The following is a 12,438-nucleotide window of genomic DNA, read 5'->3' as shown; positions in this document are numbered from 1 at the left end:
CTATATATCTATTTTAACAAACTTTTGACGCATACGCTTTTCAATTTCCTATCATTTCGACAACAACCTCCATAAAAGCTGTAATAAGAGCAAATACTAGAATAAAAGGAACTATTCTTAAAAAGAATCAACCAAGAATAAACCCTTTCTAAAGCGCTATCATCACTAGGGGTCATATGGATGCTTGACAAAATAATCCGTTCCGTACATACTGTATATATCATATATATACAGAAGATACACAGAGGTGTTTATGTGAAAATCATTATTTCAAATACTGTCGGGCTTTCCATCTATGAACAAATCGCCGCACAGATCAAGACACAAATTATGAACGGCACACTTGTTGAAGGAGAACAGCTCCCATCTATCAGGAATTTGGCCAAGGATTTGCAAATTAGTGTCATTACGACAAAACGCGCATACGAGGAATTAGAGAGAGACGGATATATCAACACGGTCCCAGGCAAAGGGTCCTATATCGCACAGCAAAACACCGAGCTCCTGAGAGAAAAAAAACTGCAGGATCTGCAAGACCAGTTACTGAAAAGCATTACGATTGCAGAAGAAATCGGATTTTCGAGAGATGAAATCGTTAAGTTGCTAGACCTTTTATATGAGGAGGAATAAACATGACATCAGCGCTAAATATACAAAACGTGCAGAAAACACTGGGGGAATTCTCCTTGACCGACATTAGCTTCACCTTGCCGCAAGGATATATTATGGGATTAATCGGTGCTAACGGCGCCGGAAAAAGCACTACCTTAAAAATGATCATCAATCTCATCAAGCCTGATAGCGGCGACATTTTGGTTTATGGAGATTCCGTGCTGGAGAAAACGGTAGAAACGAAGCAAAAAATCGGTTTTGTATTTGATGAGAGCCATTTTTATGAGCATTTAAACATTGATACAATGAAAAAAATTATAGCGCCCTTTTATGATGAATGGGATGAAGAAGCATTCAACATGTATATCAACCGCTTCAAACTTCCAACCAAGCAAAAGATCAAAACATTTTCAAAGGGAATGAAGATGCAATTAAATATTACTCTAGCTCTTAGCCATCACGCTAAATTAATCATTATGGACGAACCGACTGCCGGATTGGATCCAATCATACGAAGAGATGTACTGCATGTCCTTCAGGAAGTAGTATCTACAGAGGACGTATCCGTTCTATTTTCAACTCATGTTACGACTGATTTGGAAAATATCGCAGATTATATTACCTATATAAAGGATGGGCGAATTCTTTTTAGTGATGAAAAACACAAGCTTGAATCTGCTTATGTTCTGGTTAAAGGGGATGACAAATTGCTGGATGCCGAGGCACGGAATCTGTTTGTCGGATTGGAAAAGAACCCCTATGGTTTTGTTGGCCTTTCCGATCAAGCTGAGGAAGCCCGTTTTTATTTCGGTTCCGAAGTTATTTTTGAAACTCCTTCGTTAGAGGACATTATGTATTATACAACCAAGGGGAAAATATACACATAAGGAGGACTTGCTATGAAAATGTTATTCTTAATGGATTTTTATCTTTATCGAAAAACGATATTGATCATCTCCGTTATCGATATCGTTTGGGCATTGGGCGCCATGCTCTTCAGTGCCGCGCCCGTTGCCATCTATATTGTCAGCCAGCTTGTTCTTTTCTTTATGTTTATTTTCGGTGAACTGCTAGGTTCACAAGAAGAACGCTCTGTTCCCTTTGTATTGTCGTTGCCCGTCACAAAACAGCAATACCTGCTGTCTAGATACATAGAAGTGATTGCCATCACAGTGGCGAACTGGGCCATGATATCCATTTCCATCTGGTTTTTCGATAAGATAGGCATACATCTAACCGGATTAACAGGAGGTTCTTTTCTTTTTGGATTGGGCATTACTGGTTCCATGACTTTGATTATTCTAGCTGCTGCTTTTCCTTTATTTTTTGTATTCGGCAGACGGGGCATCCAATACCTGACTATGATTGCCATTATCATTTCAACCCTGGCCCCCGCTTTCATCAAAAAGGATAAGCTCGCAATTATGGCAGAATTCTTCGATCGAATCGGCATGGCTATGTCCACCATCCTGATTGTAACAGTTTGCCTTCTTCTCTATATAGGCAGTTTCTTTCTATCCTTATCTATTTTTTCATCAAGAATAAAGCGAGGTGTCTAAGATATGGTCCATCTAATCTCTAAGGACTTCAAAATACAAAGTCGATCCGTTATCCAAACGTTGGTAAGCATGATTGTAATAAGCTGCCTCTATCTCTATTTAGGGCTATCAATCGAAGCAACATTTACGGTTTGCTGTTTATTAGGTGTCAATTCAATGGTTTTCGGAAGTATTGGTTATGATGAAATGAATCAGTCAGATTTGTTGCTCCTTTCACTTCCGGTAAAAAGAAAAAATATCGTTATGGCAAAGTATGTAGTTGCACTCTTGTTTTTACTGCTGTCATTGCTGGTCGCTACTTTCATTACAGCCATTTCATATACCGTTTTCAAGCAAAGCAGCCATATTTCACCCACTGTCATTATGTATAGCATAACTATGCTTATCTTGATGCTTTCTATCTTATTGCCAGTTTATTATCTTTTTGGCTACAAAAACATCCGTTATGTGAACAGTGCCTTCATCATACTAGTTGTCCTAAGCTTCTTCCTGCACATGCAATCAAATGTATTTCAACCGGTTCTTACGCTGATTCAGGCAACTTCAGCACCAGTGTTACTGTTGATTGAGATCTCTTTGTGCTTGATTGCCTATTTAGCATCAATGGCCTTTTCTTTTAGGATCATGGAAAAACGGGAATTTTGATTAGGTACCCAAAATGGCTGACCCGATATACTCGGTCAGCCATTTTTTATGAAGAGGCATCCACGGCAGCATGCAAATCCTCCTTCTCAATGCCTTTCTCCATTTTTCCGAAAAGCATCAACATGCTGATCGAGGCCGCCAGCATCATACAACTTAATATTACTGTACAGAGAACAATGATTCCTAGTGATACTAGCTTTGTGAACAAAGCAATCAACATCATTCTGACCAACAGCCCGTATAAACGGAAAACACTGTCTACTCTGCCCATAATATGGTTGGGCACTTTTTTCATCATGTAAGTATTTCGTGCTACCCTTGTTCCTGCATTCCCTAGCGCAATAAAAAACATGAGACACAAATAAATGGGTAGATTTGAAAACAGAATGGCAGCAAGAGCCAAAAAGGAACAGCTTACCCCCATGACCATTATCTTTTCTTCGCTATACTTTTTAATTGCGATTGGAATGAATAGTCCCGCTGCCACTGCACCAACACTATAAATCATTCCTTCCATTCCGTATGCCCATGCCCCAGCATGCAGCACCTTCTGAAGATAAATCGGAAAAAGATAGTTCGTCACCATTACACCGATGAAAGGCATGTAGGATGCGAACAAAAAGAAAAATAAAATCGGTGTTTTGTGCAAAAAAGTAAAGCCTTCCTTTAAAGAGGCCCTTTCCCTATTTGCCATAACTATGCGCTTCTGATAGGGAATACTTATCAAGAGGCAAAAAGCGACCCCATAGGTAATGGCATCCATCAGCAAAATAGCGTCCAAAGGCCAGGCTGTTATTAAAACACTGCCCACAGCACCTGCAACCATGCTCGAAAACTGTCCTTGGACTTCCATCGCCCCATTCAGGGACTTATACATATCTTTATGAAAGGTTTCTTGTATAAAAGCAAAAATTGCCGGGTAAAAAAGGGTATTATATAGGCTTCCACTAAAGATAATCACTATATAATGCCAAGTCGTGTATTCGATTCCTAACCAGCCCATGACAACAAAAGAGCCAATAATGAGTATCCCGGCAAGTTCTCCGTACATGAGCAGCTTCTTCCTGGAAAACAGGTCAACTACTTTCCCGACAATCGGTGTGACAAAAAAGCTGATTACAGTAATGGCGAGCATCACATAACCATATATTTCATTACCTTGCTTCTCGGAGATCAGCATCCATGGGATACTGATCATCGTAATGCCAGAACCGATGGCCGATGCGATATTTGCACCTGCCAACAACAGAAATCGCTTGTCTTTCCATAATCCATTCAAATCCCTATCAGTGAAGTACCATGCAACTCAATAGTATGTTCCATATTTCTTCCCTCCCTGACTACTATTATAGAAGCCTCGCCAGCACTCGAAATCAGGCTGCACTATGATTTTTCACAGCCTAAAGGAGGGAATAATCGCTAGCTCTTCTACTCCAATAGTCGTAGAGTCTGTTAAAGAGCATCCTTCTTGTTCGTCAAAGCATATATGGCTGCTTGTGTCCGATCCTGCACATTCAATTTTCCCAATATGTTTGAAACATGCGTTTTAACTGTTTTTTCTGTTATGTATAAAGCTGATGCAATTTCTTTATTGTTCTTTCCTTTTGCGATTTCAGCAAGCACTTCCCTTTCGCGCTTCGTCAAGGCTTCATTGTCATTTCCTTTTATTGGAATCTGTTTTCCTTTCATAAGGGAAAACACATGGTTGGTCACTTTTGTATCGAGCATCTGATCGCCATTCGATAATCCTCTCACTGCATTCGCAATCGCTGACGGATCATTTTCCTTCAATAAATAACCGTCCGCCCCCGACTCCAATGCCGGTATGACAAAATCCTTCTCTCCATAGCTAGTAAGAATCAACACCTTCACTTGCGGTTGCATGCTTTTTATCTGCTTGGTCGCTTCAATTCCATCTAAATCAGACATGGTCACATCCATGACAATGACATCAGGCTTCAGTTCCGATGCCATCACGATTGCCTCTCTTCCACCGGATGCTTCCCCGATAACCTCCATATCCCTTATACTCTGTAAAAACACAGATAAGCCCTTTCTTACAATAGGATGGTCATCTACTATCACAATAGTGATCATGGACATTCACTTCCTTCCATCGGTATCCAGACAGACAAGGTTGTCCCTTCTCCTACTCGTGAAAAAAATTCGGCTTTCCCGTTGAGCCGGCTGGCCCGATGTTTTATGTTCTCTATACCAATCGATTCCTTATAATTAATCAGCTTCGGATCAAAACCGCATCCATTATCGCTCAGATTCATGACTGCCTGCCCATTTTTAATGGATAGCCCTACATCAACGGATTGTGTACCGGAATGCTTCTTTACATTATTAATCCCTTCTTGCCCTATTCGGAACAGTGTCTTCTGGATATCATTGTTTAATTGGTTTTCACCGCTAGTGAATCCCGTGACATCCACACCAATCGTTCTTCCATAATGCTTGAGAGCTGGCAAAACTCCTCTCTCCAGGATAGGAGTACGCAAATGCCAAACCAATTCTTTCATTTCTTCTTGAGCCACTTGTGCAATTCCCTGTATATCAGCCAGCGTAGCTCTTAAATCCTCCCTCCGTTCCATGCCCCCGCCGGCTTTTGCAAGTAGATTGATAGAAAACAGAAGTTGATTGACCGAATCATGCAAATCGCCCGATAATCGGTAACGTTCCTCAAAAATCGCTCTTTCCCGCCATTCCTCTGTCAATTGGATTCTCTTTAACGTATTGCCTATAAGCAAAGCGATTGCTTCAAGCTGTTCCAATTCAGCTTTTTGAAAGTACCGCTCGCCTTTCGATGCAATATTCAGAATTCCGAATAACTCATCCTCTGATCGTAAAGCAACAGACGCGTGATGGGTCAATCCATTCGTTTCTTCCTTATTTTGAATAGATTGCTCAAGCCTTTTACAATTTACGACATTCAATGCCTTACTTAGCCTTCCATCATGAAACCGTTCGATGCAATAGCAATCCTGAGAACACATTGCCTTCTTTTTTCCACTCAGCAAGGCAGGAGGAAGCTGCCTGTCTGCATATAATGAAAGTGTGCCTTCCCTATTCCGCAAAAAAATCCAACCAGAATGGAAGCCTGTCATCTCCAGAACTTTACCTAGGACCTTTTGTAAAATATCCTGTTTCTCCATACCCTTATTCAACGTTTGGGCGATTTCCTTATAAAGGATTGCCTGCTTAAGGCGTTGTGCCTGTTCATCCATCCTCATCCCTCATTTTATATACATTTATATCCACTTTACCCTCCAATCATTGTATCCCATTTTCCTTTGCCATCCAAATCACTATACTATTATCCAATCTACTACCGAGAGAAAATGCCCATTTTCCCGTTGGATGTTAGGGGAAAATAAAAGAGATTTCCCTTGCAAACACAAATAAGATTTAAAAAACCATCCAGCATGTAGCCGGATGGTTGCAACAATATTAATGTGCCGGGAAAAAGACTAACTGAATCAGGAAAAGCACTCCGAAAATATAAATGATTGGATGTACTTGTTTCCCTTTGCCGCCAGCCAATTTCAAAATAGGATATGTGATAAAGCCAAAGGCAATACCAGTCGAGATGCTTGATGTCAGAGGCATCGCAAGAATGGTCACGAATGCCGGAAATGCATCATCGAATGATGGCCAGTTGATTTTTGACAGACCTTCCATCATGAAGCAGCCGACAATAATCAGTACCGGCGCTGTAATCGCAGGTAGATTAGAAATCGTGGCGATGATTGGCGAGAAGAACATCGATACAATAAACAGCCCGGCTACAACCACAGAAGTCAAACCTGTACGTCCGCCCGCTGTAACGCCAGTAGTCGACTCTACATATGCAGTAGATGGGCTCGTTCCGAACATGGAGCCGATTGTAGTCGCAAGGGAATCACCCAGGAAAGCTTTCTTCGCACGCGGTATCTTGCCGTTTTCCATCAATCCTGCTTGTTCTGTCACCGCCACTAAAGTACCGGTTGTATCAAAGATCGTCACTAATAAGAACGCGAAAATGACAGCATACAAACCATTGGTAAACACGCCTGCAATATCAAGGTCAAAGAAGACAGGAGCAGGTGGAAGGCTGACAAAGCCAGTGAATTCGAGCATTCCACAAAATCCTCCGATAATAGCTGTAATGGCCATTCCGATGAATAATGCCCCTTGTACACGGCGTACCATCAATATCAATGTAACAAACAAGCCTACGATGGACAGAATGGTTACTGGTGCAGTTAAATCGCCGATCGCAATCATCGTGGATTCATTCGCGACAATGATGCCCGATTGTTTGAAGCCCAGAAAAGCAATGAATAATCCGATACCTGATGTTATTCCATATTTCAAAGTGGAAGGGATAGCTTCCAGAATCATTTGCCGTAAGTTGCTGACACTCATAAGAATAAAGATAAGACCAGCCACAAAAATGGCGCCGAAAACCGTTTGATAGCTTAAACCTTGCGATGCTACAACCGTAGCAAAGTATGCATTCAACCCCATTCCTGGCGCTACAGCTACCGGATACTTGGCTAGCAGCCCCATAATCAAGGTACCTGTTACAGCAGCAATGATGGTTGCCATAAACACTTGATCAAATGGAACGCCCACCGAAGAAAGGATAGCGGGATTGACGAAAATTATATAAACCATTGTGAAGAACGTTGTAATCCCTGCTACAACCTCTGTTTTCACTGTTGATCCATGTTGTTTAATACTGAAAAATTTGTCTAGCAATGTGTAACCCTCCGAAGTAGTCGTCAAATCTTCCAGCCGAAGAAATAACGAATGTTTTTAACGAACGTTTTTTATATTATTCGTTTTTAGGTTAAATAGCAAGAGGAAATTATCAGTTTTATAGAAAAAAATAACCTATTTTCATTTGGAAACGCTTTTTTTATTCTTATCATTCCAATATATCCCTAATAGGGACAATGGCCATTGATCCAGCATGACGAACTTTGTATGTATCGAAAAAAAGCCCATATGAATTAATCATTCATACGGACTTTGATTTGCTGGAGGATTTTCTTCTCCAGCCTCGATACCTGCACCTGGGAAATACTGAGCCTTTCAGCTACCTCGGATTGCGTTTGGTCTTTGAAATAACGCAAATAAACAATGAGTTTTTCCCGTTCTTCCAATTCTTCTATCGCGTCCTTCAAAGCCATCTTATCGAACCATTGATTTTCGCTTTGGTCGGCAATTTGGTCGAGGAGAGTTATAGGATCTCCATCGTTTTCATAGACTGTTTCATGAATGGATGCCGGTTGCCTGCTCGCTTCCTGTGCAAAAACGACTTCCTCTGGTGTCAATGTCAAATAATCCGCAATCTCATTGACTGTAGGGGTACGGCCATATACCTTGGACAGTTCTTCCTTGGCACGCCGGATTTTATTTCCTTGCTCTTTAATGGATCTGCTGACCTTTACAGTCCCGTCATCCCTTAAAAAACGCTGGATTTCACCAATGATCATCGGTACAGCATAGGTGGAAAATTTGACATCAAAGGAAAGATCGAACTTGTCGACCGATTTCAAAAGTCCAATACAGCCGATCTGGTATAAATCATCGGGTTCGTATCCCCTGTTCAGAAAACGTTGGACTACGGACCATACAAGCCGTAAGTTGCCACTAACAATAGAATCTCTAGCCTCTTGATCTCCATCTTGGCTGCGCTTAATTAAGTCCTTAACATCCTTATCCTTCAATTGAGCACTATTCTTATTGTGTTTGACCTCTACGTCCATACGCATGTCTCCTTATTCACACAAAGCTCTTGCTCTTTGCCACATGTTTTTTTAAACGGATAATCGTTCCTTCGCCTCTATGGGACACAATATCAAGCTCATCCATGAAGTTTTCCATAATGGTGAATCCCATTCCTGAGCGTTCCATTTCAGGCTTAGTCGTAAACAATGGCTGCCTAGCTTCTTCGATGTCATCGATCCCATCGCCTTCATCCTTGATGGTAATTTCCACCACTTGGTCTTCAATGGCAGCTTCAATCGTGACGATGCCATCCGGATCATTGTTATATCCATGGATAATACTGTTTGTAACCGCTTCTGAAATGACAGTTTTAATCTCAGTCAACTCATCCAGGGTCGGGTCCAGCTGGGCGATGAAGGCAGCAACTGTTACACGGGCAAAAGATTCATTTTGGCTTTGTGCTGAAAATTGTAATGTCATTGAGTTTTTCATCATCAAGCAACCCCCAATCTTTCTAAAGCTACATTTTCGGATGCCTCTTCTTGAATGATTTTAAATAAACCTGACATTTCAAATAACCGTTTGACAGCGGGTGAAATCGCACAGACGATCATTTCTCCTTTATGCTGTTTTATTTGTTTATAGCGGCCGAGGATGACTCCAAGCCCAGAGCTGTCCATAAACGTCAAATCTGCCAGGTTTAGAACAATATGAGTAATATGGTTCTTCTCAATTGTACGAGAGGCTTCTTCCTTCAGGCTCTCGGCATAATGATGGTCCAATTCTCCCCCTAATCGTATACAAAGCACATTTCCTCTTGTTTCCATATTCACTGTAAGGCTCACTTATCAATACAGCTCCCTTCCTCATTCTGTACAGCAAGAATTCTATACAGCAGATAGGAAGTCCTTCACCATGACAAAACTAGTGCCATTTCGCAAAACTTTTTCACGATTCGAGTTATTTCCCGCCATGTGTGAACATACCCATGGACTTTTTGAACAATTGCCACCAGCTTGCCTGGTCTACCGATTCAGCAGCTACGATAGGTGAAGTTACTATGGTTTTACCTGATTTAACAATATTCAGTGTCCCGATTACATCACCTTTCTTAACAGGAGACGGGACTTTTTCTTTTGTTTTGACTGTCACTTTATATTTCTTAATGTCTTCGCCTTTTTTCGTCAGGATTGAAATCGGCTCGCTCGTTACGGCTGAAACCGTCTTCTCAGTGCCTTTTGAGATCATAATATCTTTCAATTTCTGATCCTTTTTATACAAAGGATGCGTTTGATATTGGGAGAATGCATAATCAAGCATCTGTGTCACTTGTGCATTTCTCGACTTTGGATTTTGTGCTCCGAATACAGTTGCCACAACCCGCATATCGCCTTTTTTGGCAGTTGCAGTCAGACAATATTTAGCTTCATTCGTGAAGCCGGTTTTCAGGCCGTCCACTCCGGGATAGAACTTAACCAATCTGTTCGTGTTCACCAGCCAAAACTGCTTCTTTGTCTTTTCTCTTAAATAAGCTTCGTAGGTGCCTGTGTATTTGGTAATCTCACTGTATTTAAGAAGCTCCCTGCCCATCATAGCCATATCATATGCCGAGCTGTAGTGGTTCTTGGCAGGCAATCCTGTTGCGTTTACAAAATGCGTATCTTTCAATCCTAATTGCTTCACTTTTTGGTTCATCTTTTTGACAAACGCTTCCTCTGAACCTGCCAACCGTTCAGCCATAGCCACTGAAGCATCATTACCGGATCCGATAGCGATTCCCTTCAGCATCTGACTCGTCGTCATCTCTTCCCCAGGCTCAAGGAAAATTTGTGATCCACCCATTGAAGCAGCGTATTCACTTGTTCTGATATTTTCGTTCCAGCTTAATTTTCCTTTATCGATTGCTTCCATAATGAGTAACATGGTCATTATTTTCGTCATGCTAGCAGGCGACAAGCGCTGGTGTTCATTTTTTCCATAGAGGATTTCGCCTGTATCTCTTTCAATTAAGATAGCCGATTTCGCCTCTTCAGCCAGCTTTACATCACTCTTAGCTGCATAACCAGGCTGTGCAACGAAACCTCCCGCAAAAAGAAAAATGGTCAATATCCCTATAATCTGCTTAATTTTCAAGCCAAACCCTCCTATCTATATAGATGTATCTTTTCCAAAAGATTTATTTTTATACAAAGAATACCAATTATGGATAAGCCCAATTTATTTATTCAAAACAGCTCTTTTGGGAAAATAACGGGTATATATAAGAAAAAGGAGGTTATAATCATGGAATCATGGGCAGAAATTAGGATTAAAGGAGAGAGAATCCAATATTTCCTTTCGGAACATGCCATACATATTATCAATGATGCCCCGCTTGTCAGGACGATTCTTAAACATGACGGAGCAATGGACATTGCCGTTCAAACAAAGAAGAAATTTCACAGCCAGTATGGCAGAGAAATTGCCATTAGCGATTATTCCGTTGCATTGGAAATATACGGACATGTTTTTCCGGATAAAATGGCTTCTTTCTTAAAACAATATCCGCTTCCTGAATTTTTGCAGGCGCCACTCGATTTTATTTTGAAACATACCGATATTATTGATATTGGTGAATCAGAAAAAGATATAGACCGGAAAATATGGGATACACTAGCGCCGCTGTACAAATTTGTACATGCGGAATGAACATAAAACGCTCTACACTTAAGGTGTTCCATTTACTTGCGCAAATAGGAAAAAGGCAGATTGCATCTTTTTTAATTCCTTTTAATTAACCATCGATCCATAATAAAAACGAGCTTGGATACGATCTCCTAGCTCGTTTGATTTTCTTATTCAGTAAAGGATTTACTCTTCTTTTACTTTAATGATTAGCGTATCAAATAACGTTTCATCAACATACACAAGCAACGCCCATACACCTGCTTTTGGCAGCATGACATTAGAAGCCATGCTTGAATCTGCTCCGTTAATCTCACTGAAGCTGAGTGACATGGTCCAGTTAGAAATGTCAGCGTTCTTGAAAATGGATGTTTTAGTACCCGTTTCTTTATGATAAGCTACAACGGTTACCTCTCCTTTTGTTTTGCCCCAGAAATGCCATAGCCACTTATTTGTTTTCCCTGCCGTTAAATCTGGACCTATATAGCCCACTTTGTTTGGATTGCCCATAATATCGCTAACACCATTCGAGCCGATTTTCGTAACGCTTTTATTCCAATCAATATGTACAAAAGCAGCTGCTTTCACAAAACTAGGCATATCATTTGAATCCTTTTGTGCAATCGCTTTAGTTTTATCTTTATCAATCCCCTGTTCCACTTCTTTTTCAGACACGCAGCCAATCATCAAAAATATACATAATGAAAAAAATAAGATGAAAGAAATGTGAACTTTCATTTTTCCTCCTTTAATCTATAGTAATTAAGAGATGCACTGTCTTGATTTTAACATATTTTTCCATAATTTTATTATGAATCAACTCTCAGTCAAGATGATTTTTTATGTACTCTTTCTCAATAAAAGACATGTAAAATGGCAGCCTTATTCTTTAACCTGCCTTCTTTTTTCCGTTACATATACGGTTAAAAGAAGCGCTGGTGTATCTGGCGATAAAACGATAGAATAGCGTGCACTGCCAAAAGAGGAAGGATTTCTGTTTTTTTCGCAGAAATAGATTCATAATAAGTACCACTCTTTTTTATAAACCACCTTCATGATAGCAAGATAAGCCGATCCATTTATTTTCTTCGAGCAGTCTAATAGAGAATGGGGATGATTTATTTCACCAACGGTTCTTAAATGAAGGAGAAAATACAAATGAATTTTTAAAAAGGGAGGAAAAACGATGGCTACGAAAGAGCACATTTTTAAAGATATCCAAAAATGACGGGAAGAG

Annotated in this window: 14 protein-coding genes; 5 read left to right on the top strand and 9 right to left on the bottom strand. The window is 40.5% G+C overall.

Annotation, left to right across the window (positions count from 1 at the left end; genetic code table 11):
* Positions 1–255: 255 nt before the first annotated feature.
* From ABC357_RS05315 to ABC357_RS05300, 4 genes are read left to right on the top strand one after another with little or no spacing between them, the layout of a single operon-like run.
* Complete coding sequence (locus ABC357_RS05315; RefSeq protein ID WP_412888584.1) at positions 256–630, top strand: GntR family transcriptional regulator; 375 nt, start codon at positions 256–258, stop codon at positions 628–630.
* Positions 631–632: 2 nt separating this feature from the next.
* Positions 633–1,499: an ATP-binding cassette domain-containing protein gene (locus ABC357_RS05310; protein ID WP_412886501.1), complete on the top strand. Its 867-nt coding sequence runs from the start codon at positions 633–635 to the stop codon at positions 1,497–1,499.
* 12 nt (positions 1,500–1,511) lie between these two features.
* Positions 1,512–2,171 (top strand): ABC-2 transporter permease, encoded by a 660-nt coding sequence (locus ABC357_RS05305; protein ID WP_412886500.1) that lies wholly within the window; start codon positions 1,512–1,514, stop codon positions 2,169–2,171.
* A 3-nt stretch (positions 2,172–2,174) separates the two neighbouring features.
* A complete protein-coding gene (locus tag ABC357_RS05300; RefSeq protein ID WP_412886499.1) occupies positions 2,175–2,816 on the top strand; it encodes an ABC-2 transporter permease in 642 nt (213 codons plus the stop codon).
* A 46-nt stretch (positions 2,817–2,862) separates the two neighbouring features.
* On the opposite strand, the gene ABC357_RS05295 is transcribed toward ABC357_RS05300, so the two are convergent.
* From ABC357_RS05295 to ABC357_RS05260, 8 genes are all read right to left on the bottom strand, one after another.
* A complete protein-coding gene (locus tag ABC357_RS05295; RefSeq protein ID WP_412886498.1) occupies positions 2,863–4,095 on the bottom strand; it encodes an MFS transporter in 1,233 nt (410 codons plus the stop codon).
* Between the two features lie 173 nt (positions 4,096–4,268).
* Entirely contained in the window at positions 4,269–4,913 is a 645-nt protein-coding gene (locus ABC357_RS05290) for a response regulator (protein WP_412888583.1), read from the bottom strand.
* A complete protein-coding gene (locus ABC357_RS05285; protein ID WP_412886497.1) occupies positions 4,910–6,046 on the bottom strand; it encodes a GAF domain-containing sensor histidine kinase in 1,137 nt (378 codons plus the stop codon). Before ABC357_RS05285 ends, ABC357_RS05290 begins: the two co-directional genes overlap by 4 nt.
* Positions 6,047–6,269: 223 nt before the next feature.
* Positions 6,270–7,562 carry an NCS2 family permease gene (locus tag ABC357_RS05280; protein WP_412886496.1) on the bottom strand — a complete coding sequence of 431 codons (1,293 nt, stop codon included), beginning with the start codon at positions 7,560–7,562 and terminating at the stop codon, positions 6,270–6,272.
* A gap of 254 nt (positions 7,563–7,816) precedes the next feature.
* Positions 7,817–8,575 carry an RNA polymerase sporulation sigma factor SigF gene (sigF, locus tag ABC357_RS05275; protein ID WP_412886495.1) on the bottom strand — a complete coding sequence of 253 codons (759 nt, stop codon included), beginning with the start codon at positions 8,573–8,575 and terminating at the stop codon, positions 7,817–7,819.
* Between the two features lie 16 nt (positions 8,576–8,591).
* Complete coding sequence (spoIIAB, locus tag ABC357_RS05270; protein WP_412888582.1) at positions 8,592–9,029, bottom strand: anti-sigma F factor; 438 nt, start codon at positions 9,027–9,029, stop codon at positions 8,592–8,594.
* 2 nt (positions 9,030–9,031) lie between these two features.
* Positions 9,032–9,382, bottom strand: a complete 351-nt coding sequence (gene spoIIAA / locus ABC357_RS05265; protein ID WP_412886494.1) for an anti-sigma F factor antagonist — start codon at positions 9,380–9,382, stop codon at positions 9,032–9,034.
* Between the two features lie 115 nt (positions 9,383–9,497).
* Entirely contained in the window at positions 9,498–10,664 is a 1,167-nt protein-coding gene (locus ABC357_RS05260) for a D-alanyl-D-alanine carboxypeptidase family protein (protein WP_412888581.1), read from the bottom strand.
* Between the two features lie 156 nt (positions 10,665–10,820).
* Between ABC357_RS05260 and ABC357_RS05255 the strand changes: the two genes are divergently transcribed.
* Complete coding sequence (locus ABC357_RS05255) at positions 10,821–11,225, top strand: hypothetical protein (protein WP_412886493.1); 405 nt, start codon at positions 10,821–10,823, stop codon at positions 11,223–11,225.
* Positions 11,226–11,387: 162 nt separating this feature from the next.
* Here the strand turns inward: ABC357_RS05255 and ABC357_RS05250 are convergent, their stop codons facing one another.
* Positions 11,388–11,939, bottom strand: coding sequence for a DUF4871 domain-containing protein (locus ABC357_RS05250; protein WP_412886492.1), 552 nt, complete (start codon positions 11,937–11,939; stop codon positions 11,388–11,390).
* Between the last annotated feature and the right edge of the window lie 499 nt (positions 11,940–12,438).

The sequence above is a fragment of the Bacillus kalamii genome, assembly GCF_047238185.1.
In the GTDB taxonomy this organism is placed as follows: Bacteria; Bacillota; Bacilli; order Bacillales; family DSM-1321; genus Bacillus_AD.
The sequence above is the reverse complement of the archived record's forward strand: the minus strand, read 5'-3'. Positions and strand labels throughout refer to the sequence as shown.